The organism is Actinorhabdospora filicis (assembly GCF_030269765.1).
GTDB lineage: Bacteria > Actinomycetota > Actinomycetes > Mycobacteriales > Micromonosporaceae > Actinorhabdospora > Actinorhabdospora filicis.
Genome location: NZ_BSTX01000001.1, coordinates 1245970 through 1271017, shown reverse-complemented (window position 1 = coordinate 1271017; position 25048 = coordinate 1245970). Strand labels below are relative to the sequence as shown.

The 25048-nt window shown below is 71.2% G+C and carries 24 protein-coding genes; 14 read left to right on the top strand and 10 right to left on the bottom strand.

The genetic code is table 11. From position 1 onward, the window contains the following. Positions 1-19: 19 nt before the first annotated feature. Positions 20-367: a hypothetical protein gene (locus tag QSK10_RS05830; RefSeq protein WP_285661554.1), complete on the bottom strand. Its 348-nt coding sequence runs from the start codon at positions 365-367 to the stop codon at positions 20-22. A gap of 34 nt (positions 368-401) precedes the next feature. Continuing rightward, complete coding sequence (locus QSK10_RS05825) at positions 402-1037, bottom strand: TetR/AcrR family transcriptional regulator (protein WP_285661553.1); 636 nt, start codon at positions 1035-1037, stop codon at positions 402-404. An 89-nt stretch (positions 1038-1126) separates the two neighbouring features. Here QSK10_RS05825 and QSK10_RS05820 point away from each other — a divergent pair, with 89 nt between their 5' ends. The 8 genes from QSK10_RS05820 to QSK10_RS05785 all read left to right on the top strand — a co-directional run bounded on the left by QSK10_RS05820 (position 1127) and on the right by QSK10_RS05785 (position 10407). Then, positions 1127-1924: a hypothetical protein gene (locus QSK10_RS05820; RefSeq protein ID WP_285661552.1), complete on the top strand. Its 798-nt coding sequence runs from the start codon at positions 1127-1129 to the stop codon at positions 1922-1924. A 102-nt stretch (positions 1925-2026) separates the two neighbouring features. Continuing rightward, the gene (locus QSK10_RS05815; protein WP_285661551.1) at positions 2027-2899 is read left to right on the top strand and encodes a DMT family transporter; all 873 of its coding nucleotides are present in this window, start codon (positions 2027-2029) and stop codon (positions 2897-2899) included. 238 nt (positions 2900-3137) lie between these two features. Then, complete coding sequence (locus QSK10_RS05810) at positions 3138-4976, top strand: phosphoenolpyruvate carboxykinase (GTP) (RefSeq protein ID WP_285661550.1); 1839 nt, start codon at positions 3138-3140, stop codon at positions 4974-4976. Positions 4977-4997: 21 nt separating this feature from the next. After that, positions 4998-5780, top strand: coding sequence for an isoprenyl transferase (locus QSK10_RS05805; protein ID WP_285661549.1), 783 nt, complete (start codon positions 4998-5000; stop codon positions 5778-5780). A gap of 822 nt (positions 5781-6602) precedes the next feature. Beyond that, a complete protein-coding gene (locus QSK10_RS05800; RefSeq protein WP_285661548.1) occupies positions 6603-7283 on the top strand; it encodes an aggregation-promoting factor C-terminal-like domain-containing protein in 681 nt (226 codons plus the stop codon). Positions 7284-7700: 417 nt separating this feature from the next. Beyond that, complete coding sequence (locus tag QSK10_RS05795) at positions 7701-8159, top strand: hypothetical protein (protein WP_285661547.1); 459 nt, start codon at positions 7701-7703, stop codon at positions 8157-8159. 145 nt (positions 8160-8304) lie between these two features. Beyond that, complete coding sequence (phoH2, locus tag QSK10_RS05790; RefSeq protein WP_285661546.1) at positions 8305-9591, top strand: RNA 5'-3' helicase PhoH2; 1287 nt, start codon at positions 8305-8307, stop codon at positions 9589-9591. 147 nt (positions 9592-9738) lie between these two features. Then, positions 9739-10407, top strand: a complete 669-nt coding sequence (locus QSK10_RS05785; RefSeq protein WP_285661545.1) for an aggregation-promoting factor C-terminal-like domain-containing protein — start codon at positions 9739-9741, stop codon at positions 10405-10407. 57 nt (positions 10408-10464) lie between these two features. On the opposite strand, the gene QSK10_RS05780 is transcribed toward QSK10_RS05785, so the two are convergent. The 5 genes from QSK10_RS05780 to QSK10_RS05760 all read right to left on the bottom strand — a co-directional run bounded on the left by QSK10_RS05780 (position 10465) and on the right by QSK10_RS05760 (position 14321). Further along, positions 10465-11424: a trypsin-like serine peptidase gene (locus QSK10_RS05780; RefSeq protein ID WP_285661544.1), complete on the bottom strand. Its 960-nt coding sequence runs from the start codon at positions 11422-11424 to the stop codon at positions 10465-10467. Then, positions 11315-11860 carry a hypothetical protein gene (locus tag QSK10_RS05775; RefSeq protein ID WP_285661543.1) on the bottom strand — a complete coding sequence of 182 codons (546 nt, stop codon included), beginning with the start codon at positions 11858-11860 and terminating at the stop codon, positions 11315-11317. The genes QSK10_RS05780 and QSK10_RS05775 overlap by 110 nt, the downstream gene beginning before the upstream one ends. 32 nt (positions 11861-11892) lie before the next feature. Further along, entirely contained in the window at positions 11893-12321 is a 429-nt protein-coding gene (locus tag QSK10_RS05770) for an SRPBCC family protein (RefSeq protein WP_285661542.1), read from the bottom strand. Between the two features lie 30 nt (positions 12322-12351). Then, positions 12352-13332 carry an NAD(P)/FAD-dependent oxidoreductase gene (locus tag QSK10_RS05765; RefSeq protein ID WP_285661541.1) on the bottom strand — a complete coding sequence of 327 codons (981 nt, stop codon included), beginning with the start codon at positions 13330-13332 and terminating at the stop codon, positions 12352-12354. Between the two features lie 65 nt (positions 13333-13397). Continuing rightward, positions 13398-14321: a PfkB family carbohydrate kinase gene (locus tag QSK10_RS05760; RefSeq protein ID WP_285661540.1), complete on the bottom strand. Its 924-nt coding sequence runs from the start codon at positions 14319-14321 to the stop codon at positions 13398-13400. 156 nt (positions 14322-14477) lie between these two features. On the opposite strand from QSK10_RS05760, the gene QSK10_RS05755 reads away from it, so the two are divergent. Then, positions 14478-15080 carry a hypothetical protein gene (locus QSK10_RS05755; protein ID WP_285661539.1) on the top strand — a complete coding sequence of 201 codons (603 nt, stop codon included), beginning with the start codon at positions 14478-14480 and terminating at the stop codon, positions 15078-15080. A gap of 72 nt (positions 15081-15152) precedes the next feature. On the opposite strand, the gene glpX is transcribed toward QSK10_RS05755, so the two are convergent. Further along, positions 15153-16172, bottom strand: coding sequence for a class II fructose-bisphosphatase (gene glpX, locus QSK10_RS05750; RefSeq protein WP_285661538.1), 1020 nt, complete (start codon positions 16170-16172; stop codon positions 15153-15155). Between the two features lie 141 nt (positions 16173-16313). Between glpX and QSK10_RS05745 the strand changes: the two genes are divergently transcribed. Beyond that, entirely contained in the window at positions 16314-16826 is a 513-nt protein-coding gene (locus QSK10_RS05745; protein ID WP_285661537.1) for a DUF4245 domain-containing protein, read from the top strand. 6 nt (positions 16827-16832) lie between these two features. On the opposite strand, the gene QSK10_RS05740 is transcribed toward QSK10_RS05745, so the two are convergent. Next, on the bottom strand, positions 16833-17894 hold the full coding sequence (locus QSK10_RS05740; protein ID WP_285661536.1) for a methyltransferase domain-containing protein: 1062 nt from the start codon (positions 17892-17894) through the stop codon (positions 16833-16835). A 272-nt stretch (positions 17895-18166) separates the two neighbouring features. Here QSK10_RS05740 and QSK10_RS05735 point away from each other — a divergent pair, with 272 nt between their 5' ends. The 4 genes from QSK10_RS05735 to QSK10_RS05720 all read left to right on the top strand — a co-directional run bounded on the left by QSK10_RS05735 (position 18167) and on the right by QSK10_RS05720 (position 24441). Next, positions 18167-21952: an endo-alpha-N-acetylgalactosaminidase family protein gene (locus tag QSK10_RS05735; protein WP_285661534.1), complete on the top strand. Its 3786-nt coding sequence runs from the start codon at positions 18167-18169 to the stop codon at positions 21950-21952. A gap of 81 nt (positions 21953-22033) precedes the next feature. Beyond that, entirely contained in the window at positions 22034-22918 is an 885-nt protein-coding gene (locus QSK10_RS05730) for a GNAT family N-acetyltransferase (RefSeq protein ID WP_285661533.1), read from the top strand. Between the two features lie 117 nt (positions 22919-23035). Further along, positions 23036-24232: a cytochrome P450 gene (locus tag QSK10_RS05725; RefSeq protein ID WP_285661532.1), complete on the top strand. Its 1197-nt coding sequence runs from the start codon at positions 23036-23038 to the stop codon at positions 24230-24232. Next, positions 24226-24441, top strand: coding sequence for a ferredoxin (locus QSK10_RS05720; RefSeq protein WP_285661531.1), 216 nt, complete (start codon positions 24226-24228; stop codon positions 24439-24441). Before QSK10_RS05725 ends, QSK10_RS05720 begins: the two co-directional genes overlap by 7 nt. Here the strand turns inward: QSK10_RS05720 and QSK10_RS05715 are convergent. Beyond that, positions 24438-25037 carry a TIGR03086 family metal-binding protein gene (locus tag QSK10_RS05715; protein WP_285661530.1) on the bottom strand — a complete coding sequence of 200 codons (600 nt, stop codon included), beginning with the start codon at positions 25035-25037 and terminating at the stop codon, positions 24438-24440. The two genes, QSK10_RS05720 and QSK10_RS05715, sit on opposite strands and share 4 nt — an antisense overlap. Positions 25038-25048 lie beyond the last annotated feature (11 nt).

The window sequence follows — 25048 nt, the reverse complement described above, 5'->3', positions numbered from 1 at the left end:
GGGGCAGCCCGCCGCCCGCTCAGCACGTCGGCCGGAGATGCCCGGCCGTCGCGCGCGTGACCGGCGCGAGGGTCGCCACGGCCTCCCCGAGCATCCGCCGCACCCGCTCGGCGGCGGGGACGTCGAGGTGGACCCGGGCGTGGTCGCGGTCGTCCACGACCGTCAGGATCACCGCTTCGAGAGGACCGAGCCGGGCCGGCCGGACCTCCACGTACTCCTCGTGGGTGTCATGGGCGGCCTCCCAGCGCGTTCTCCGGCCACCGTGCACGGCCCGCCCCACCGGATCGGAACCGCGCACGCCGTGATCGTCGGCGCACCAGGGCGGGCACGGCCAGAAGGCCGCGAGATCTTCGTTCGTCTGCTCCATGACACATGATCATCACCGGTGGGTACGACAGTTCTCAGGACTCCCGGTACCGGTAGTACCCCAGGAACATGTCCACCCCGCCGTCGATCAGGGCCTCGGTCGTCTTCGCGTCGAGGGGCGTCCCGTACTGGTTATGGATCAGTTGCGGGTACAGCACCAGCGCGTACAGCTGCACGATCGCCAGGTCCACATCGGGCATCTCCAGCCGCCCCTCGGCCACCAGCCGCCCGAAGATCGCCGCCAGCCCCGGACGGGCCCGCTCGGGCCCGTTCAGCCGCCAGGCCTCGCCCAGCTCCGGGAACCGCTTGCCCTGGCCGACGACGAGATCGCGCAGCGCCCGCACGTCCGGCCGCCCCAGCCCCTCGGCCCAGCCGCGCGCCGCCCACCGCAGGGCCTCGCGCAGGTCACCCGACTCCTCCATGCGCCGCGCGCTGCCGGTGACGGTCTCGCCCAGCACCTCTTCGAGGGCGTCGCCGATGACGGCCAGGAACAGGTTCTCCTTGCCGCCGAAGTGGTTGTAGACGGTCACCTTCGAGACGCCCGCCTCGGCGGCGATGGCGTCCATCCCGGCGTCGAAGCCCTCGCGCACGAAGATCTCGCGCGCGGCCCGCACGATCTGCCGCCGCTTCCGCTCCGCCCGTTCGCCGGTGGGACGCCGTGGGGTCTCCATGCGACGATCCTATCAATGTACTGAACAGTAGAGTTCATGTGAACTGTGCTGTACAGTTCAGGCGCTCGCCCGTCCCGCTGGAGGCACACATGTCCGCCGCCGTGCTGAACGGGGCCCTCGCGCCCACCCCGTTCCATCGCGAACTCGCCCACCGGGCCTGGACCGACGTCCTGGCCGACTGGTGGCCCCGCCTGCTCTCCGGCATCGCCGCCGACGAGTCCCACGCCGTCATCGCCACCGGCCAGGCCGTCCGCGCCCTCGCCGACGCCGACACCCCCGCCCGCCGCGACGCCCTCGCCACCGCCCTGGCGCGCTGGGTCGCCCACGCGCAGCCGCTGCCCGGCGTCGTCCCGCCACGCGGACGGCTCACCGCCGCCGGGGCCCTGGCGGGCGTCCCGCGGATGATCATCCAGCGCGGCGACCTCGCCGAACGCCTCGCCCGCCTCGGCCACACGCCCGGCTGGCCGGCCTCGCTGACCGCGCTGCGGCTCACCGAACCGCGCGAACTGCTGCGGGACCTGGTCTCCGCCGCGCTCGCCCGCTACGCCGGGCACGCGCACGGCGCGCCGATCATGCTCGCCCGCGCGGCGATCGCGCCCAACGCGGTCCTGCGCGTCCTGCCGTACCTGCCGCGCGACCAGTGGGCGGCCTCGGCCGCCCGGGCCTGGGCCCTCTCCGCGGCCCTGACCGCCGCCTACGCCCCGGCCGCCGAGGCCGACGAGTGCCCGGTGCCCGCCGCGTCCCCGGACGCGGCCTTCGCGGCGGCGCTGGACAACGGCGACGTCCCCGTCCTGGAGCTGGCCGGTACCGCGATGGACGCCTACGCGCGCGACGGCGACAAGCGCGCCCTGGTGGCGGTCGCGCGGGCGGTGGAGCTGTTCTTCTAGGGGGAGTCCACTCCGTCTTCCAGGCGGAGCCTCCACCCCGGAGGTCCACATCCCGGAATTGGTCTGAACCTTTGCCGGGAGTTGGCGCTAGGGTCACCTGCCGTGCACCCACTCGCCATCGCCCTCATCATCTCCGCGGCCGTGACCCACGCCGTGTGGAACCTGTTCGCGAAGCGGGCCGCCGACGGCGGCCCGGTCTTCGTGTGGCTGAACTCCCTCGTCGCCACCGCGGTCTACCTCCCGGTGGCCGCCACCGCGTTCGTCCTGACGCCGCCGTCCTGGAGCTGGCAGGTGCCGGTGGCGCTGATCGGCAGCGCGCTCATCCACCTCGGCTACTTCGTCCTGCTCCAGCGCGGCTACCGCTACGGCGACCTCACCGTCGTCTACCCGCTCGCGCGCGGCACCGGGCCCGCCCTGTCGGTGCTGCTGGCGATGGCCCTGTTCGACGAGCGTCCCGGGCCGATCGGGTTGCTCGGGGCCGCCGGTGTCGTGCTCGGCATCATGCTCATCGGCTTCAGCCAGAAGAGCGACGGCGGCAACAAGAAGGTGCTGACCGCCGTCGGCTACGGCGTCGCCACCGGCCTGGTGATCGCCTGCTACACCGTGTGGGACGCGTGGGCGGTCGGTCCACTGGCGATCTCGCCGTTCATCTTCGACTGGGCCAGCAACCTGACCCGCTCGGCGGTGCTGGCGCCCTACGCGCTGCGGCGCACCGACGAGGTCCGGCGAGTGTGGACGCGGTACCGCTCGGCGGTGTTCGCCGTGGCGATCCTCAGCCCGCTCGCCTACATCCTCGTGCTCTTCGCCTACCGCTACGCCCCGGTGAGCCTCGTGGCGCCCGGACGGGAGCTGAGCATCGTCGTCGGCAGCCTCCTCGGCTGGCTGCTCCTGAGGGAAAACGGTGCTTCGCGTCGGATCGCCGGTGCGATCGTGGTGCTCGGTGGGGTTATCGCCCTAGCACTCGCTCGGGCGTGAACGTGCAAGATCTTTCAAGCGGTTGAAATACGCGCGGCGCGTGCGCGAACGTGTGACAGTTTCCGCTCACTCTCGCGCGCATGCGCACACGCGCGACACGCGACGCAACTTTGTGCACTCTTTCACAAGCAGTGGGTTTCCGCCGTCTGTCCGGTGGGCATACGCTGACCTCATTCCCAATGAAACCGCAGCACAGCTGCGGTCACCGGTCAGTGTCGACCCTTGAGGAGAGGTCACGATGAGCGTTCCGGTTCTGGTCCCCGGGCTGGAGAATCCGCCGACCACCCATCCCCGACTGATCGCCTGGGTGCGCGAGGTCGCCGAACTGACCACCCCCGACCGCGTCGTGTGGTGCGACGGCTCCGATGAGGAGTGGGGTCGGCTGACCGAGGAACTCGTGGAGGCCGGCACCCTGGTGCGCCTCAACGACGAGACGAAGCCCAACTCGTTCTGGGCGCGCACCGACCCGACCGACGTCGCCCGGGTCGAGGAGCGCACCTACATCTGCTCGGTCGACGAGGCCGACGCCGGTCCCACCAACAACTGGATGGCGCCGTCGGAGATGAAGCGGACGATGACGGAGCTGTACCGCGGCTCCATGCGCGGCCGCACTATGTACGTCATCCCGTTCTGCATGGGCCCGCTGACCGCGGAGAGCCCGATGTACGGCGTCGAGATCACCGACTCCGCCTACGTCGTCCTCAGCATGAAGGTCATGACCCGCATGGGCGCCCACGTGCTGGACGCCATGGGCGACACCGCCGAGTACGTCCCGGCCCTGCACTCGGTCGGCGCGCCCCTGGAGGAGGGCGAGAAGGACTCCGCGTGGCCCTGTTCGCCCACCAAGTACATCTCGCACTTCCCCGAGACCCGCGAGATCTGGTCCTACGGCTCCGGCTACGGCGGCAACTCGCTGCTGGGCAAGAAGTGCTACTCGCTGCGCATCGCGTCCGTCATGGGCCGCGACGAGGGCTGGCTGGCCGAGCACATGCTCATCCTGAAGCTGACCTCCCCGCTCAACGAGGTCAAGTACATCGCCGCCGCGTTCCCCTCGGCCTGCGGCAAGACCAACCTGGCGATGGTCGAGCCGACCATCCCCGGCTGGAAGGTCGAGACCCTCGGCGACGACATCGCCTGGATGCGCTTCGGTGACGACGGCCGCCTGTACGCCGTCAACCCCGAGTTCGGCCTCTTCGGCGTCGCCCCCGGCACCGACTACAAGACCAACCCGAACGCCATGCGCACCATCGCGCAGGGCAACTCGCTGTTCACCAACGTCGCCCTCACCGACGACGGCGACATCTGGTGGGAGGGCATGGGCGAGCCGCCCGCGCACCTCACCGACTGGCACGGCAACGACTGGACCCCCGAGTCGGAGGGCCCGTCCTCGCACCCGAACAGCCGCTTCTGCACGCCGATCAAGCAGTGCCCGATCCTCGCCGACGAGTACGAGGACCCCAACGGCGTGCCGATCTCGGCGATCCTGTTCGGCGGCCGCCGCGCCACCACCGTCCCGCTGGTGACGCAGGCCCGCGACTGGGCCCACGGCGTCTACTTCGGCGCGACCCTGTCCTCGGAGACCACCGCGGCCGCCGTCGGCCAGGTCGGCGTCGTCCGCCGCGACCCCATGGCGATGCTGCCCTTCATCGGCTACAACGGCGCCGACTACTTCCGTCACTGGATCGAGATGGGCAAGGGCGCCAACGGCGAAGGCGACGCCTCGAAGCTCCCCGCGATCTTCTACGTCAACTGGTTCCGCAAGAGCGACGAGGGCAAGTTCCTGTGGCCCGGCTTCGGTGAGAACAGCCGCGTCCTCAAGTGGGTCGTCGACCGTCTTGAGGGCCGCGCCGAGGCCATCGAGACCCCCATCGGCCACGTCCCGACCCCGGAGTCCCTCGACACCGACGGCCTGGACCTCACCCCCGAGCAGCTCACCGCCGCCCTCGAAGTCAACGCCGACGAGTGGCGCGCGGAGATCCCCCTCGTCCAGGAATGGTTCGAGAAGTTCGGGGACAAACTGCCCGGCGTCCTCTGGGCCGAACTCGACGCCCTGAAGGCCCGGCTTGGGGTGGATTAGTCCGCGACTAGTCTCTGAGTCGTGTGGCTGAAGGATCAGATCTACAAGGTATTCCTGCGGGTTTACGAACAGCGGCTTGCCGGCAAGCTCGTCGGCAAGCCGCTCCCGCAGCACATCGGCGTGATGGTCGACGGCAACCGCCGCTGGGCCCGCGAGATGGGCTTCATCGACCCCAACGACGGACACCGCGTCGGCGCCGAGCGCATCAAGCAGCTCCTACGCTGGTGCGACGAGGCCGGAGTCGGGCACATAACCATCTGGCTCCTGTCGACCGACAACCTCTCCCGCCCCGCGGCAGAGCTCGACCCCCTCCTCCAGATCATCGAGGACCTGGGCACCGAACTCGCCGAAGACGGCCAACCCTGGCGCCTGAACATCATCGGCGCCGTAGACCTCCTGCCACCCCAACACGTGTCCGCCCTGAAGACCGCCGAACAACGCACCCAGGGCCGCACCGGAGGCGCCCAGGTCAACCTCGCCATCTGCTACGGCGGCAGACGAGAGATCGCCGACGCCGTCCGCAGCCTCCTCCAAGAAGCCGCCGCCGAAGGTACGTCGATGGAGGAACTGGCGGAACGCCTCGACGTCCACCACATCGCCGAACACCTGTACACCAAGGGCCAGCCGGACCCCGACCTCGTCATCAGGACCAGCGGCGAACAACGCATGTCGGGGTTCCTGATGTGGCAGTCGGAGTACGCGGAGTACTTCTTCTTCGACGCGAACTGGCCGGAATTCCGGCGCGTGGACTTCCTGCGCGCATTGCGGTCGTACGCGAACCGGCAACGCAGGTTCGGCGGGTAGAACCCCGGGCAAGCCGAGGACGAAGACGAGGGATCGAAGCCGGGCAAGGTGACTGGCCAGCAACGGGGTCAGAACCCGGGCAACAGGCGGAGCTGGTTGCTTTAGACCCGGGCGAAGTGACTGGCCTGCAACGGGGTCAAAACCCGGGTGGGGAACCGGCTTGTTGTTTTAGACCCGGGCAAGGTGACTGGCTGGCTACGGGGTCAAAACCCGGGCACCAAACGAAGCTCGTTGTAGTAGAGCCCCAACGAGACGGCCCGCAACCCGCGAACAAACCGCGACCCCGTGACCAGATCCGCTGAAGCTCGCTCGGGATAGGAGAGGATCCTCCCTCGGTCGGCCGACGGGTCATAGAACGCAGGTTCTGGGGGTGTCAAGACAGCTCTTCCGTCTTGACACCCCCAGGTTCTGCGTTCACCGTCCTCAAAGCCGAACGTGGGTGGAGCCTCCCGAGAGAGGTCCGGCGTCCAGGGGCCGCACCCCTGGTCGGGTCCAAGGGGTGAAACCCCTGTCCAGAGGGCGACCGTCACAAAGCGCCAACCCGGGGAAGAGAGCAAGGCCGATCCGCGGGGATCGAGACAAGAAGCACGACAGGCGAACCCCCCAGTGTGACCCCCACCACCGAACACCAGTTCGGTGACCTCCATCACCCCCCCAAACCCCCCTCCAAGTCCCGCCCCTCCCCCCAAGTCGGTCATGTCCGACACCCCAAATCCCGGGTTGCAGTGAGATCCCCCATCGTCACCCAGCGCAGCCCCCGTCCTCCCGTCCAAGTCCGGCAGGGTCCCCACCTGGCCCAGCCCCCGACGGAAGGACCAAGCCGTGCTCTTCAACCGCGACCGATTCACCACCCTCAAGTCCGCCCTCTCCGAGAGCGGCAAGCTCCGGTACGCCACCCTCGGCGTCACGGGCCTCCTGGTGATCGGGGCGGCCCTCCTGGGCGTCACCTCCGCCGGCGACCCCACCCCGGCCTCCGCCCTGGCCGGTGACGCAAGGACCGTCGACGACCAGGCCGCCCGGGGCACCGAACGCAGCCAAGAGCCCACCCCGAGCACCCCGGCCACCCCCACCCCGGACCCCACCAAGTCCACCCCCGAGCCCGCGAAGGCCACCGAAAAGCCCGTCGAGGAGCCCAAGAAGCCCGCGAACGAAGGCGGCGGCAGCGGCGACAACGTCGACATCCCCGCCGACTGCTCGAACCTCTCCGGCTCCCGCGCGATCGGCTGCGCGGTCATGCTCGACTCGGGCTTCGGCATGAACCAGTGGTCGTGCCTGAACACCCTCTGGGACCACGAGAGCGGCTGGAACGTCCACGCCGAGAACCCCAGCTCGGGCGCCTACGGCATCCCGCAGGCCCTCCCCGGCAGCAAGATGGCCTCGGCGGGCGGCGACTGGCAGAACTCCGCGGCGACCCAGGTCAAGTGGGGCCTCGGCTACATCAAGGGCCGCTACGGCTCTCCGTGCGGCGCGTGGGGCTACTGGCAGAGCAACGGCTGGTACTAAGCCGCCGCGCATGAACGAGTGAAAGGGCCGCGCCAATGGGCGCGGCCCTTTGCCGTGCCCGGGTGCCGGTGGGGGTGGGTGTGGTGGCTGAAGGTCGTGACGACGGGCCGCAGGACATGCCGTGCCCGGGTGGGGGAAGCGCGCCGAGCCGGAAGGCACCAGTGCCCGGGTTTGTGCCCGGGTGCCGGTGGGGGTGGTGAAGGTCGTGACGATGGACCGCAGGACATGCCCGCGTACGGGTGAGGGCGCGGGTGGGAAGCGCGCCGAGCCGGAAGGCACCGGCGACCCGGGTCCGGGCCGAAAAGCCTCTAGGCGCGGCCCACGACCGCGCGCCCATCCCGGAAGGCCGCGCGGGATGGGCACGCGGCAGGATGGCGGCAGCCCCAGCCCCAGCCCCAGCCCCAGCCCGGAGCCCCCATGCCCGCCCTCCCCCTTCACCCCACCCCGCCCCCACCCCACCGCGCCCTCGCCTTACCCCTCCTCGTCGCGATCTGGTGGTGGCTCATCACCGCCGCGATGCTCTCCGAGCTCCCCCTGCCCGAAGCCGCCTGCGCCGCCGCCGTCCCCGCCCTCGTCGGCGTCCTCACCGTCGCGCTCCCGCTGCCACTGCTCGCCGAGACACCCGGGCGCGCCCTCCCGCTGCTCCTCACCGGCCTGGCGTTCGCCGTGGGAGCACCGGACTGGCTCGGGTTCGCCTATGAACACGAGCTGACGATCTGGGTGATGGCGGGCAACGCCGTCTACACGATCTTGGGGCTGCGCGAGAGTCGGAATCCCGACGCCAACACCCGCCGGCCCTCTCCCATCGCCGTTCTCGCGGTGATCGTGCTCGTGGCGATGGGTTTCCTGGTCTGGCTCGCCATTGTCGCAGGCTGAACCCTCCTGAGGGGACGGTCCGGCCATACACCCGCCCCCCGAAATCTTCAACCCATGTCGCTGTGGTACATCCAGTGAAAACGCGGCTACCTTCAAGGTCACAGGTGGGCACTCCCGGCTCACCCCGGCTTCGTGGGAGCTGATCGTGACGACACCTCGCACGTACGTACTCGACACCTCGGTGCTGCTGAGCGATCCGGCCGCGTTCCTGAGGTTCGCCGAGCACAATGTGGTCCTCCCGCTGGTGGTCATCAGCGAGCTTGAGGGCAAGCGGCACCACCCGGAACTCGGCTGGTTCGCCCGGCAGTGCCTGCGGCTGCTGGACGAGCTGCGCGTCGAGCACGGGCGGCTGGACGAGCCGCTGCCCGTCACCGATCTCGGTGGCAGCATGTGGGTCGAGCTGAACCACGCCGACAACGCCGTCCTGCCGGTCGGTTTCCGGCTCGACGCCAATGACCACCGCATCCTCGCCGTCGCGCTGGGGCTGGCGGCCGAGGGCAACGACGTCCGGCTGGTCACCAAGGACATGGCGCTGCGGGTGAAGGCCGCCTCGGTGGGACTGCCGGCGGAGGAGTACCGGCACGAGCAGGCCACGGACCCGACGTGGTCGGGGATGTCGGACATGAGCGTCACCGACGAGCAGATGACCGCCCTCTACGCGGGGGAGACCATCCCCGCCACCGGCGACCTGCCCGTCCACACCGGACTGGTGCTGTCCGGGCCGAAGGGCTCGGCGCTGGGCCGGGTGCGGGCCGACAAGACCGTCGGGCTGGTGCGCGGCGACCGGGAGGCCTTCGGCATCCACGGACGCTCCGCCGAGCAGCGGATCGCCCTCGACATCCTGCTGGACGACTCCATCGGGATCGTCTCGCTGGGCGGGCGCGCGGGCACCGGCAAGTCCGCGCTGGCGCTGTGCGCGGGCCTGGAGCAGGTCCTGGAACGCGGCCGGCACAAGAAGGTCATGATCTTCCGGCCGCTCTACGCCGTCGGCGGGCAGGAACTGGGCTACCTGCCCGGCACCGAGGCCGAGAAGATGTCGCCGTGGGCGCAGGCGGTCTTCGACACGCTGGGCGCGGTCACCAACGACAACGTGATCGAGGAGGTCCTCGGGCGCGGGATGCTCGAAGTCCTGCCCCTGACGCACATCCGCGGCCGGTCCCTGCACGACGCGTTCGTGATCGTGGACGAGGCGCAGTCGCTGGAGCGGGGCGTCCTGCTGACCGTCCTGTCGCGCATCGGGGCGGGCTCGCGGGTCGTCCTCACCCACGACGTGGCGCAGCGCGACAACCTTCGCGTCGGGCGCCACGACGGCGTCAGCGCCGTCGTCGACGCCCTCAAGGGACACCCGCTGTTCGCCCACGTGACGCTCACCCGTTCGGAGAGGTCCGAGATCGCCGAAGTGGTCACCGATTTGCTGGAGGATCTGCCGTAAAGCGCCGATTCGCCGGGCGATAGAGTTCCCTCGTTTGCGGGCCGGGACTTTGACAAACCCGCCGGGCATCCGGCAGGGTGATTCCCGGCCTGTGACCGCCGCCCCATCGGGCGCGGAGACTTTGTCGCCCAACGAGAGGACGCACGCGTGCTGCGTACGCTGACGCGCCTTGGCTGCCGGACCTTCGCCGTTCTCCTGCTCGTCGCGGGAGTGGCCGCCGGAATTCAGCTCGGGCTGGCGCCGGGGGACGGACACGACGACCGCGATCCCCGGCAGACCGCGCAGGACACCGCGCGAGCCGTCGAGGAACAGGCGCGTTCCACCCGTGACTGGCACCGCGAGTACGCCGAGCACGCCGCCGACGCCGATGCCGCCGAGAAGGCGGAACAGCTGACGAAGATCGTCGGCGAACAGGCGTCGACGGCCGACAAGGAGTACAAGCGCCGCAAGGAAGAGAAAGAGAACAAGATCCCGGGCATCGACCCGGGCGAGATCCCCGACGACTGCAACGAGTACTCGGGCAACCGGGCCGTCGGCTGCACCCTGCTGCTGAAGGCCGGTTACGGGCTCGACCAGATGCCCTGCCTGGACAAGCTGTGGAACAAGGAATCGCACTGGAACGAGAAGGCGTACAACTCCGGTTCCGGGGCGTACGGCATCCCGCAGGCGCTTCCCGGCTCCAAGATGGGCAGCTCCGGCTCGGACTGGGAGACCAACCCGGCCACGCAGATCCACTGGGGACTCGGCTACATCAAGGGCCGCTACGGCGATCCGTGCGGCGCTTGGAGCCACTCGGTGAACACCGGGTGGTACTAAGACCTGAAGCTTGACCGTGAGGCCCCACCGTTCGATGACGGTGGGGCCTCACGGCGTCTACAGGTCCCGCCAGTGGACGAGGTTGTTGTAAACGGCCTCCGTGACGCGCGGACCCGAGTTGTGATCGGACTCCGGTGAGGACTCGCCGTGGAACCCGTGCGCGTGCACCGCGATCGCGCACGGCCCGCAGGTGGAGTTCGCGTAGGTGTACACCGGTCCACCGCTGTTGCCGCCCGCCGTGTCGTGCCAGTAGAACAACTCGCGGTCCTTCGTCGCGCGGACCTGGTCGTAGCTCGCCCACTGCGTCCCCCACGGCTTGTCGCCGCCGTAGCCCCGGTTGTAGGTGGCCGTGCCGTCCTGGACGGCGTCGGTCCACATGAAACCGAAGGCCCCGGTGTTCTGCCCGACCGTGCAGTTCAGCTTCATCGCGCCGTAGTCCCAGCCGTCGGCGAAGTCGCGCGTCCAGCCCAGCACCGAATGCAGCGTCGTGACACCGCAGGAACCGTAGGGCGTGCTCGCGCCGTCCCGGCCCGGCCACACGGTGAACTCGGCGGCCGGGTACCACTCGGCCCCGTCGCGCGGATAGACGCAGTGCCCGGCGGTCACGACGGTGTTCGCGCCGATCAGCCAGCCCGTGCAGTGCGCGCTCACCACACCGTTCACCGTGCGGGTGATCTGCGCCGTCGCGCTGGCGGGCCACCAGTTGGCGGGCGTGGTCTGGTACCGCTCGTCCTCGCCGACGACGCTGTCCACCCCCGCGCCGTGCGGATCGCCCGGCGTGCCCTCCTTCATCTCGGCCGGAGTCGGGTCCGACCCGTCGGCGACCGGCTGGTCGGCCGGGGGAGTGGCGACCACGACGTCCCCGTCGATGGTGGCGGCCAGATCCGCCGGATCGGCGGTGGTGCCGTCACTGGCCACGGCGGTGGACGGATCGGCGGTGTCCTCGGCGGACACCGGCGCGGCCAGCAGGAGCAGGCCGGCGGTGAGGGCGATGGGGATACGTATGGCTGCGGGCATGTGCGCTCCCGGTTCGCGAGGCGGTGCGCCGGCGGAAGCGCCGCCGGCTAAGGGCATTGCACAGCCACGCGAGACGCGGGAGGTACTTCAATTGGGCGAAAAGTCCGGGATCCGACATGGGTCGGTCGTAGTAGTTGGACAGAGCCTCACCGAGCGACGCCGGTTTCCAGTAGGCGACGCCGGAGCGCAGGACGCGAGGCCGGGCTCGCGCGGGCATGTCGCGGTAGCGCAGCGGCGCCGAGTCGCCCGCCTCGGCGATCGCCGGGATCGGCTCGTCGCGCAGCCTCACGACTGCCACAGTGCGGTCGGGGTAGGCGATGACGCCCTGGTGGAAGCTCGGGGTGACGCACTCGGCGTAGCGGAACTCGGTGACCTGCCCGCCGGTGGCGAGCGCGGCGAGTCGGCAGGCGCGCCGGAAGGCGCGGAGGTCGAGCATGGGGTGAGGGGTAGGTAGGGGGTTCGGGGCGGTCAGCCCTCAATCTCGGCCAGCAGCCGCGGCAGGAAGAACTCCCACCCCGCCCGGTGGCTCTCGGCCTCCTCCCGCTCCTCCGGGGTGTCGGCGTACGGCCCGTGGGTCACCGTCACCGTCCCCTCGGCGGCCGTCACCGTCACCAGGTACGTGGGCTGCTCGGGCTGGTGGTCCCAGGCCCAGGAGAACTCCAGGCGGTCCTCGGCGATCAGCACGATCTCGCCGCGCATGGTCTGGTCCAGGCTCGGGAAGCGGGCGACGTACTCGCCGCCGGGGACGGGATCGCAGGTGAGTTCGGCCATCCACCAGCGCGCCACGATGGCGGGGTCGGTGAAGGCCTCGATGAGGGCCCTGGGGGCCGCCGTGGTGTCCACGGCGGCCGTGAGGAGCAGGCGCCCGTCGGGGCGCGGTGCCAGGGTGATCTTCATGCCCGCATTGTCAACTGCGGGTACGACAACTCATCCCGCGTCGGATGAGTGGCCGGGGAACAGGTGCGCGGACGGGTCGATCGCCACGGCGGCGTTGTTGACCGCCGTCGCCGCCTCGCCGAAGCCGGTGGCGATGAGCCGGACCTTGCCGGGGTACTCGGTGATGTCCCCGGCGGCGAAGACACGGGGGAGGTTGGTGGCCATGGTGGGGCCGACGAGGATGTGGCGCTTGTCCAGCTCCAGTCCCCAGCCGGTGAGCGGGCCGAGGTCGGCGACGAAGCCGAGGGCGGCGACGACGGTGTCGGCGGGCAGGTCGCGGGGTTCCCCGCCGCGGGTCTCGACGTGGACGCCGGTCACGTGGCCGTCCCCGTGCAGCGCGGTGACCTGCGCGTTGACCAGGATCGGTACGCCCAGGCCCTGCACGCGGTCCACGGTGTGCTGGTGGGCGCGGAACTTGTCGCGGCGGTGGACGATGGTCACGCTGCGGGCGATGGGATGCAGCGCCAGCGCCCAGTCGAAGGCGGAGTCGCCTCCGCCGACCACGACGATGTCCTCGTCGGCGTGGACGGCCAGTTTCGGCACGAAGAAGACCACGCCGGAGCCGGTGAAGCCCTCGGCGGCGGGCAGGGGACGGGAGGTGAAGCTGCCGATGCCGCTGGTGATCAGCACGGCGCCGCATTCGATGGACGTGCCGTCGTCCAGGGTCAGGACCGGCTTCTCGCCCATGTACGCGAGGCCCTCGGCCTGATGGCCGAGGACGTAGTGCGGCGCGAAGGGCGCGGCCTGTTTGACGAGGTTCTCCACCAGGTCGCGGCCGCGGATCTCGGGGAAACCGGCCACGTCGAAGATCATCTTCTCGGGGTACATGGCGGTGATCTGGCCGCCGGGCTCGGGAAGGGCGTCGATCAAGGTCACCGACAGGCCGCGGAATCCCGCGTAATAGGCCGCGAAGAGGCCGGTCGGTCCGGCGCCGATGATCGCTATATCGGTGTGCGGGGTCGGATCGGTCATGGCACTCACCGCCGCTCGTGAGGGGTGGGCTCGACCATTCGACGGTATCCGAGATGACCGTACTGTTAAAGGGGGATCTCGGCGAAGGTGGGCGGATCGGCCCCTTCGCGGGTGCAGGCGAGCGCGGAGGCCGCCGCCGCGTACCGCAGCATGGCCGCCACCGCGTCCCGGGACGCCGCCGCGCGGGCGAAGGACGCGGGGGTGAGTGCGTCGCGCGCGGCCAGCCACGCCAGCATGGCCGCGTCGAAGGTGTCGCCGGCGCCGACGGTGTCCACCACGTCCACGCGGGGGATCGGCACGGTCACCGTGCCGAGGGGGCCGTGGGCGGCCGCGGGCGCTTCGCCGTCGGTCACCACGACCAGGCCGCAGCCGGAGGCCAGCCAGCGCGCGGCGGCCGAGGCGGGCGGCTCGTCGCCGTAGAGGGCGGCGACGTCGGGGGTGGACACGCGCATCAGCGCGACCATCGGCGCGTAGCGCTCGGTGCGCGCGCGGGCCGCGTCCAGGTCGAGGACGGTGGGGCGCACGTTCGGGTCGAAGGAGACCACGTGCGAGGTGTGGACGCGCTCGATCCAGGTCTCCAGCACCGTCGCGCCGGGTTCCAGGTAGGCGGCCAGCGAGCCCAGGTGGACGGCGTCGCGGGGGGACAGCGCGGGCGGTGCGGCGCGGGTGAAGTCGGCGGCGCCGTCCAGCCGGAAGGCGTAACTGGCCTGACCGGCGTCGTCGAGGGTCACCTCGGCCACCGGTGTGGGGCCCGGGACGTCGGTCCAGGTCAGGCCTTCGGCGGCCAGCCGGGCGCGGACGGCGTCGGCGTGCGCGTCCTCGCCGGCGCGACCGGCGAAGCGCACCGGGGCACCCAGGCGCGCCAGCGCGATGGCGGTGTTGGCCGGACCCCCTCCGACCAGCGCACGCGTTCCTCCGTCACGGCCTGGCAACAAGTCGATGACGTTCTCGCCAACAACCACGATCACCGCGCCCACCTCCCATGACATGCTCGTTCGGGCAGCGTAATGTGACCGCAGTTCGCCTTGGCGGTGTGTGGCACATTCCCGGGATTCGCCGCTTGCCGCAACGCCGTACGGTGAACACATCAAGGCGGCACCGCCGCTCTAAAGACCGACACAGCCGCCATATGGGAGGGCATTGCGATGAGCGACTACGACACCCCGCACGACGACACCACCACGGACACTGACGACCACTCGTACGACGCGCAGTTCCACGAGGCCGTCGACCTCGACGGCAACGGTGTCGCCGACGACACGATCACCGTCGAGTACGCCGACCACTCGGAGACGCTGATCGACACCGACGGTGACGGTGACGCCGAGGGTGTGGCCGTGGACGCCGACAACGACGGCGACTACGACAACCTGTACGTCGACGCCGACGGCGACGGCACCATCGACTCCGAGGCCCTCGACACCGACGGTGACGGCCGTGTCGACACCATCGTGACCGACGCCGACGGCGACGGCGTGGTGGACCAGGTCGCCTCCGACACCGACGGCGACGGCGACGTCGACGCGGTGGCCATCGACGCCGACCACGACGGCCAGCTGGACACCTTCGCCGCCGACACCAACAACGACGGTGTCGCCGACACGATGGTGCTCGACTCCGACGAGGACGGGATCGCCGACGCGACCCTGACCGACACCAACGCCGACGGCGCGATCGACCAGGTCGTCTACGGCGACGCGTCGGTCACCGACGGCACCACCCCGCCCGCGTCCCCCTACGCGAGCTAATCACCCGGCCCTCCCGCGGCCGTAAGAGAAACCCCCGCCACGTTCGTGGCGGGGGTTTTTCGCGTCCGGGGTCTATTCGACGGGCAGGAGCTTGCCGTCGAAGTCGACGACCGAGTAGGCGCGCAGCTTCTCCAGGCGGTGGTAGGAGTCGATGACGCGGATGGTGCCCGACTTCGAGCGCATCACGATCGACTGCGTGTAGGCGCCGCCGCGCTGGTACCGGACGCCCTTGAGCAGGTCGCCGGAGGTGACGCCGGTGGCGCAGAAGAACATGTTCTCCCCCGAGACCAGGTCGCGGGTGGTGAGCACGCGGCCCAGGTCGTGCCCGGCGTCGAGGGCCTTCTGCTTCTCGGCGTCGTCGCTGGGCCACAGGCGGGCCTGCATCGCGCCTCCCATGCAGGTCAGCGCGACGGCGGCGATGATGCCCTCGGGCGTGCCGCCGATGCCCATCAGGACGTCGACCTCGCTGGTCTCGCGGGCCGCGGCGATGGCGCCGGCCACGTCGCCGTCGCTGATGAACCGGATGCGCGCGCCGGCCTGGCGGACCTTCTTCACCAGGTCGGAGTGCCGGGGGCGGTCCAGGATGCACACGGTGACGTCGGAGATCTCGGAGTGCTTCGCCTTGGCGATGCGGCGCAGGTTCTCCTCGACGGGCGCCTCGATGTCGATGACGTCGGCGGCCTCGGGGCCCACGGCCAGCTTCTCCATGTAGAAGACCGCCGAGGGGTCGAACATCGCCCCGCGCTCGGCGACGGCCAGGACCGCCAGCGCGTTCGGCATGCCCTTGGCCATCAGGGTCGTGCCGTCGACGGGGTCGACGGCCACGTCCACGCCCGGCCCGGTGCCGTCGCCGACGGACTCGCCGTTGTACAGCATGGGCGCGTGGTCTTTCTCACCTTCGCCGATCACGACGGTCCCGCGCATCGGCACGGAGTTGATCAGCAGGCGCATCGCGTCGACGGCGGCGCCGTCACCGCCTTCCTTGTCGCCCCGGCCGACCCACCGTCCGGCGGCCATCGCGGCCGCCTCGGTGACCCGGACCAGGTCAAGTGCGAGGTTGCGGTCGAGCTCTTCGGTCTGGCGGTCGTCCACAAGGATCTCCTCGGCGCTGAGGGTCGTTTAGCGCATCCTGGCACGGACCTCGGCGATACGGGGCGGTCGGGTCACGCGCTGTGGCGTACTCCCTCGACCCCACGACGGCCGGCGGGGACGGGCTGCGCGACGATGGAGGGCGTGTCGAGCCATTACACGCAGCCGCGCCGCCCGAGGGACATGGCCCTCTCGCTGGCGGTGATCCTCGTGCCCATCGCGTTGATCCTGGGCGGATGGCGGCTGCTGTCCTCCGGTACCGACCCGGGCATCGACCCCTCGGCCCGGTACCAGGAGGCCGCCGACTCCGGGCTGAGCGTGCTGCGGCCCTCGGCGCTGGACGGCTGGCGCGCCACCACGGCCGCCGTCGCGCGCACCGGCGACGGGGTGACGCTGCGGGTGGGTTACGTCGGCCCGAACGACTCCGGCGTCCAGCTCATCGAGAGCAGCGTCGAGGCCGAGAAGCTGCTCGGGAACGAACTCGGCGAGCAGCCGCGCCTGGAGGGCAACGTGGAGTCGCGGGGGCGCATGTGGCAGTCCTACGTGACCCGCGACGGCAACGCCGCCATGGTGTGGACGCAGGACGGGCGCACCATCATCGTCATCGGCGACGCGAAGCAGGCCGACCTGATGGGCATCGCCGACGGGCTCCAGTAGGGCCTTCTATAGGGGCAGCGCCCATTTCCGCTCGTCCAGCCAGATCCAGCCGCCCGTGGGCGTGACCGTCACGCCGTAGTGCGTGCGGTCGGGACGCCCGGCGGCCACGAACGCCTCCCACGCCGCCCGCACCTGCTCCGGGTCGACCGGCTCGTCGCCGCGTCCCACCGGCAGCGGGGGCGTGCCCGGCTCGTGCGCGAACTGCACGTGCCGCACGGTCAGCGACAGCCACAGCCGGAAGTCCAGGTCGCCCAGGGCCTCCACGGGCACGCCCGGCGGCGTCCCGGCGTGCTCGGGGACGGCCTGGCGCCAGATGTGGCGTTCGGTGCGGTCGGCGTCGAGGGTCGAGCGCAGGGGCATGAAGAAGGCGCACTCCTCGTCCACGCGGCCCTCCAGGCGGTCCGGCGCGGTCTTGGTGAGCACGGTCAGCGCGCCGCCCTCGACCAGTGGCGCGACCAGGCGCCCGCCGAGGGTGAGCTGCGCGATCCAGGCGGGCGGGAAGTCGTCCACGGCGCAGGTGACCACGATGCGGTCGAAGGGCGCCCGGTCGGCGACGCCCGCGCTGCCGTCGCCGGAGCGCAGCTCGGGCCGGTAGTCGATCGCGGCGAGGCGGGCGCGGGCCTCGTCCACCAGCTCCGGGTCGAGGTCGATGGAGGTGACCTGCCCTTCGCCGAGCCGGTGGCACAGCAGCGCGGCGTGGTAGCCGGTGCCGGTGCCGATCTCCAGGACGCTCATGCCGGGTTCGGCGCCCAGGAGGCCGAGCATGACCGCGATGACGGTCGGCTGGGAGGACGAGGAGGTCGCCACGTAACCGTCGCCGCCACCGGGGAGCGGGACCCGTCTTCGCCGGGTGACCAGCGGCAGGTCGGCGTAGACCTCCCACATCCAGCGCGGATCGGCGGCGTCCACGACACCGTCCAGGCGCCCGCCGGCGTCCTGGTAGAAGCGGGGGACGAAAACGTGGCGCGGCACGGCCAGGAAGGCCGCGCGCCAGCCGGGCGACACGCGCACCCCCCGCGCCAGCACACGGTCCAGCATGGCCTTGGCGTGGGCCCGCCAGGTGGTCATCTCCGCGCCTTCATGGCTCCCCGCCTTCATGAGGTCGGCGCCTCCACGGGCCATTGTCGCGCGAAGCGGACGCGTGTGGCGCCGCCTTGTTCGGTGACCGCCCTAAGGGGGTCTTCGGGCCACCCCCACTCACCGGAACGGGTGGCCGGTACCGCCGAACGACGGATAACGATTCGGCCTCAAGGCGTGACATCGCTGTTCGATTCCGTTGGAATGGCTGGGATTACCTCTGTATCGCCCGGGAGGAACCCGGACATCCCCCTGGAGGAAACATGACCCGACGCCCATGGGTGCTCGGACTCGCGGCCTGCACGGCGGCGGGCGCGCTGGTCGCCGTACCGGCGTCCCCCGCGCTCGCCGACGACACCGCCACGATCGGCTCGCCCGAGCTGAGCGTGGCGGTCGGCCGCGAGTTCCCGCGGATCGTGTCCTACGCCCACACCCCCACCGGAGCCGTCGTCCACGGCCGCTCCACCCCCCTCGACACCGTCCTGATCAACGGGACCGCCCTCAAGCCCGTCATCACCGCCGAGTTCGGCGCCGACGCCCGCTACCACCTCGCGTTCCCGCAGGGCGTGAGCATGGACGCGCGCATCTCCGTCGAGGGCGCCACCGTCACCTTCGCCGTCACCGCGATCGACGACACCGACGCCCTGCGGGTCAACACGATCGCGATCCCCGGCCAGGACCTGGTCTCGGTGCGCTCCACCGACACCGCCGCCCAGATCGCCGCCGCCCGCCTGGACATCGACGCCTCCCGCGTCGGCGACACCATCTACCCCGTCACCGCCGCCACCGCGCCCGACGCGTCCCCGATCGGCGCCAACTACGTCCTGGCCGCCGCCAACGGCGCGGCCGTGGCCATCGAGACCAACTCCGTCTACGACAAGCCCACCGGCACCAACGCCGCCGCCAACGGCCGCGTCATGCGCCAGGCCCGCAGCCGCGACGGCTACCGCGAGGTCGGCCTGTGGAGCGGCGAGTGGACCTACCGCGGAGCCGGGGCGTCGGCCACCGACACCGAACCGCTCCCGCTGGTGCGGATCGCCCTCACCGGCGACGCCAACGCCGACGCGGCCGTCGACTGGCAGGACGCCGCCATCGCGCTGCGCCCGCTCCAGCCCGCGATCACCGGCGCGGCCAACACCCCCTACCGGGTCGTGCCGCGCATCCCGTTCAACATCGCCAGCCTCGCCACCCACCCCTTCGGCAAGACCCTCGACGACACCAAGCGCATCGCCCTGGCCACCGACGGGCTCGGCCAGTTCGTGCTGCTCAAGGGCTACCAGTCCGAAGGACACGACGCCGCGCACGCCGACTACGGCGGCAACTACAACACGCGCGCCGGCGGTCTGGGCGAACTCAACACCCTCCTCGAAGAGGGCAGGGCGTACAACGCCGAGTTCGGCGTCCACGTCAACGCCACCGAGGCGTACCCCGAGGCGCACAGCTTCTCCGAGCAGATGGTCGACCCGTCCGCCAAGGGCTGGGCGTGGATGGACCAGTCCTACTACATCGACCAGCGCCGCGACCTCACCACCGGCGCGGTCATGGACCGCTTCGACCAGCTGTTCGCCGAGACGAACCACAACCTGTCGTTCGTCTACATCGACGTCTACTACAGCCAGGGCTGGCTCGCCGACTCGCTGTCGCGCCGCCTCAACGAGGCCGGGGTCGCGGTGGCCTCCGAATGGTCGCACCGCCTGCCGTCCAACCAGATCTGGTCGCACTGGGCCAACGACCCCGACTACGGGCCCGACTCCAGCCGGGGCGTCAGCTCCCACATCCTGCGCTTCATCGGCAACGACGCCAAGGACGTCTTCGTCCAGCACCCGCTGCTGGGCGGCTCGCGCATGAGCGACTTCGAGGGCTGGACCGGCGAGGTCGACTTCAACGCGTTCCTGGCCAACGTCTTCACCTACAACGTGCCCACGAAGTACCTCCAGCGCTCGCCGGTGACCAGGTGGGCCGAGCACGAGATCGGCTTCGCCGACGGCTCGCGCGTCAGCGACGCCGACGGCGTCCGCCGCATCACCGCCCCCTACGGCGAGGTCGCCGCCGGTGACGCCTACCTGCTGCCCTGGCCCGACGGGTCCGGCGGCACGAAGCTCTACCACTACAACAAGACCGGCGGCACCACCACGTTCGCCGTGCCCCCGGGCCTGACCACGGCCACGCTCTACAAGCTCTCCGACACCGGCCGGAAGGACGCCGTCCAGGTGCCGGTCGTGGACGGGAAGGTCACGCTCACCGCCGAGGCGGGCGTCCCGTATGTCCTGTACTCACACGAGGTCGCGGCCACGTCCGTCACCTACGGCACCGGTACCCCCGTCGCCGACCCCGGCTTCAACGCCGGGACCTTCGGCCCGGCCTGGACCACGCGCGGCGAGGCCACCGTCGAACGCAACGCGCGCGGCCAGTACGAGGCGATCGCCGGTGACGGCCGGACCTCCATCGCCCAGAAGATCGGCGGCCTGGCGCCCGGCACCTACGTGGCCTCGGCGAACATCGAGATCGAGCCGGGGAAGGAACGCGAGGCGACCATCTCGGTGACCTCCGGGCACAAGACCGCCGCCAACGGCATCGAACGCTCCTCGCTGCGCAACAACAACAACTCCGACGAGAAGGTCGGCACCAACTCCCAGCGCGTGCGCGTGTACTTCGACGTGACCGCGGGCAAACCGGTGACCCTCACCCTGGGCGCCGGACGCGGCTCGGCCCGGGTCACCTTCGACGACGTCCGCGTCGTGCCGGGCGTGCGCCCCGCCGCGGGATCGACGTGGGACTTCGAGCACGTCGACCAGGGCTGGGGCCCCTTCTACCGGGGCGGCGAGAAGGACGCCGGTGACGCCAATACGCACCTGTCCGAACTCCACGCCCCCTACACACAGGCCGGCTGGAACGGCAAGGTCATCGACGACGTGCTCGCCGGGCAGTGGTCACTGAAGTCCTTCGAGTACGACGACAAGCTCGCCTACCGCACCACCCCCGCCACCGTCGCCTTCAAGGCCGGGCACCGGTACCGGGTCGCGTTCTCCTACGAGAACGAGCTCGCCGGAGCCTACGGCTGGGTCCTCGGCGTCGACGGCCCCGGCGGCACCCGCGACCTGTCGGTCACCCCGTTCCCGCAGGCCACCACGCCGACCGCGCACGTCCAGGAGTTCACCGCCGGGAAGTGCGGCGACTACTGGGTCGGCCTGCGTCGCCTGCCACCGAACAGCGACCAGGTGGAGTTCGCCCTCGACGACTTCACGGTCGTCGACCTCGGGCCCGCGCCCGCCGAGGGCAACTGCGGCGCGGTGTCCATCGCGGCCAAGGACGCCAAGCTCACCCCCGGCAAGGCCAACGAGGTGACCACCACCTTCGTCAACGGCGAGCCCGGCACCGTCCGGGACGTCTCGCTGGCGCTGGCGGTGCCCACCGGCTGGACCGCCACCGCGTCCGGCACCACCGCGCGCCGCCTCGACAGCGGCGAGAGCCTCACCGTGAAGTGGGCGGTCACCCCGCCCGCCGACGCCGCCGACATCGGGCACGCCCTCACCGGGACCGTCGCCTACCGCGCGCACGGCCGCCAGACGGTGACCGGCACCAGCGTGGTCCGCACGCTGCCGCCACCCCCGTCCGGCGTCGTCTACGCCTCCGACCACACCTGGATCTCCGCCACCGGCGGCTGGGGACCGGTCGAACGCGACCGCGCCAACGGCGGCCAGGGCAAAGGCGACGGGCCACCGCTCACCCTCAACGGCGTGGCCTACCCCAAGGGCCTGGGGACGCACGCGCCCAGCGAGGTCGTGTACTTCCTGGGCGGCAGGTGCTCCACCTTCACCGCCTCCGTGGGCGTCGACGACGCCCAGCCCACCCGCGGGACCATCCGCTTCCACGTCTACGACGGCGACCGTGAACTCGCCGTGTCGCCACTGATGCGCGCCGACTCGGCGACCTTCGCGCTCACCGCGTCCCTGACCGGCGTGGAGTACCTGCGCCTCGTCGTCGACGACGGCGGTGACGGCAACGGCAACGACCACGCCGACTGGGCCGACGCGAAGTTCGCCTGCTGACCTCACTCCTCCTTCCCCGGGCCGCCGCGACCATGTCGCGGCGGCCCATTATTCGATTGCCCCGGCCGGTAGAACGGGATCATGCGCGCCTACCGTCCCTCCGACATGCCGCTGCTCCAGTCCACCGTCGCCGCCTGGATCGCCGAGGCCGGCCGCTGGGGCTACGACCACATCGGCGAGCTGCCCCACCGCGTCCACGAGAACCTGCGCGGACGCGACCTCTCGCGGCTGGTGCACCTGTGGGACGCCGACGGCCTCCTGTCCGGCATCACCATCGCCGGGCGCTTCGGCAACGCCTTCGACTGCTTCGTCGCGCCCTCGCATCGCGGAACGGCCTTCGAGACCGCGCTGCTGTCCTTCGCCTGCGAGACCACCCGCCGCGCCTCGGGCGCAGCCGAGATCCTGACCGACGGCTTCGACCGCGACACCGTCCGCGCCGAACTCCTCACCGGACTCGGCTTCGAGCGCTTCCGCACCTGGGACGACATCCGCGAACGCGACCTGACCGACCTCCCCACCGGCACCACCGCCGAGGGCTTCACCATCCGCTCCGCCCGCCCCACCGACGCCGCCGCGCTCGCCGAGGCCCGCAACCGCTCCTTCGAGGGGGCCGGCTGGACCGCGTCCGCCTACGCCGAGTTCATGCGCGCCCCCGGCTACGACCCGGCCCGCGAGATCGTCGCCGAAGCCCCCGACGGCCGCATCGCCGCCTACACCGTCTACTGGACCGACGAGCGCAACCGCCTCGGCCACTTCGAACCCGTCGGCACCCACGAGGACTTCCGCCGCCTCGGCCTCGCCGCCGCCGTCATGCGCCACGCCATGACCGAGATGCGCGCGCAGGGGATCACCCGCGCGACGGTCAACCACAACGCGGAGAACCTCGCGGCGCGGGGGCTGTACGAGCGCCTGGGCTTCGCGCGGGAGTACGCGACGTACGGATACCGCAAGATCATCGGCCGGTGAGACCCCACCGCGTCCTCACACTGTGCACCGTGTCGCGATCACGACACCCACGGCCACCTCGATGGCGCTAAGTTCCGCCATGGACACGTCATCGGGTGGGCCGACGAGAGGTCGCTCATGCCTGCACAGCCCTCCACCGAACCCTTCGTGTTCCCCTTCGCCGCCGCCTACGAACTCCGGCACGCGCCCGAGCTCGCCGCGTTGCGGGGGACACCGCCGCGCCCGATGCTCATGCCCGACGGCAGTCCCGCGTGGCTGATCTCCGCCTACGAGGACGTCCGCCGCGCGCTGGTCGATCCGCGGCTGTCGCGGAAGGCGGCCAGCGCGCCCGACGTCGCCCAGACCGCCGCGGCGGCGGGCCTGTCGCTGCTGGGCGTCGACGCGCCCGAGCACACGCGGCTGCGGAGACTGGTGGCGACGGCGTTCACGCAGCGGCGGGTGGAGGAGCTGCGGCCGGGCATCGAGCGGATCGTGGCGGGCCTGGTGGACGGGCTGTGCGACCTCCCGCAGCCGGTGGACCTGGTCGAGCACTTCTGCCGCCCGCTGCCGATCGCGGTGATCTGCGAGCTGCTGGGCGTGCCGCTGGCCGACCGCGAGGACTTCGCGGGCTGGAGTGCCGAAGTCATGTCGAGCATGGACGAGGTCGGCGCGGCGATCGCCGCGCGCGCCTACGCCGGCATCGAGCGCTACATTCGCGACCTGATCGCCGACAAGCGCGAGCGGCCCGACGGCGGGCTGATCAGCGGGCTCATCGTCGCCCGCGACCAGGGCGACCGGCTCGGCGAGGACGAGATGGTCTCCCTCTCCGTCCTGCTCCTCCTCGCCGGGAACGAGACCACGGGCTCGCAGTTCACCACCGCCTTCGCCCTACTGCTCACCGATCCGGGGCTGCGCGCGAGAGTCGGCGGTGCCGACATGGCGGGGCTGGTCGAGGAGATCCTGCGGGTGCAGAGCATCAGCGCCATCGGCGGCGCGCTGCCGCGGGTGGCGCTGGCCGAGGTGGAGATCGGCGGCGTCACGATCCCGGCGGGCTCGGTGGTGGTGCCCGCCTCGGCGCTGGCGAACATGGACCCCGGGGCCTATCCCGATCCGGAGACCGTCGACCCCGCCCGTCCGCACAAACCGCACCTGTCCTTCGGGACCGGCATCCACCACTGCCTGGGCGCGCAGCTCGCGCGCGCCGAGCTGCACGCGGGCATCACGGGCCTGTTCGCCGCGTTCCCGGAGCTGCGGCTGGCCGTGGACGCCGCGGAGCTGGCGCTGACGCGGGGATCGGTGATGCGGTACCTGACGGCGCTCCCGGTCCGATGGTGACCTGGCTGGTCACCGTCGACCCGGGACGCTGCATCGGCGCCGCGGTGTGCGTCGGGGTGGCCAGCGAGCGGTTCCGGCTCATCGACGGGCGGTCGGGGCCGGTGAGCGAGACGATCGAGGCCGACGAGTCCGTCCGCGACGCCGCCGAGATGTGCCCGATGGAGGCGATACTCGTGCGCGCCGCCGACGGTGCGCCGATCGCGCCCTAGACGTCCCGGCCGAGGTGGGCCGCCAGCCGGTCGGCGGCGGTCCAGTCGGCCGCGGCCCGCCCACCGCCGAGGGTCTCGGGACCGAAGTTGAAGGACATCGCCTCGCGCGGGAAGGCCGCGAAGAACGCGCGCCAGCTCGCCTCGGAGCGCTCGGCGATGTCGGGGGACAGGTCGGTGGACGCGCCGGTCGCGCGCGCCAGGTCCCAGGCGTGCGCGATCATCTCGTTGACCAGGTGCTGGACGAGGACCCGGCCCGGCTGCTCGCCGATGGGCGTGGGCCGGACCTCGTCGAGGTAGCCGGGGACGGCGACGGCCTCGGCGGCATAAGCCGCCCACTGGCGGAACGCGGCGACCGGGTCGGGGTAGTCCGGGTCGACCTCGGCCTCCTCGCGGGTGGCGGCGAAGCGGCCCCACACCTCGTTGAGTTCGGCGAGGTGGCAGATGACGCGCCGCACGTCCCAGTCGCCGCAGGGCGTCGGGTCGCCGTAGGCCGAGGCGGGGGTGGCCTCGATGAGGGCCCCGGCCTCGGCGGTGAGGCGCGCGTGCGCCGCCAGGAGGTCGGGCTCGGTGACGTAGGCGGTGACGAAGTCGCTCATGGGCGACAGGA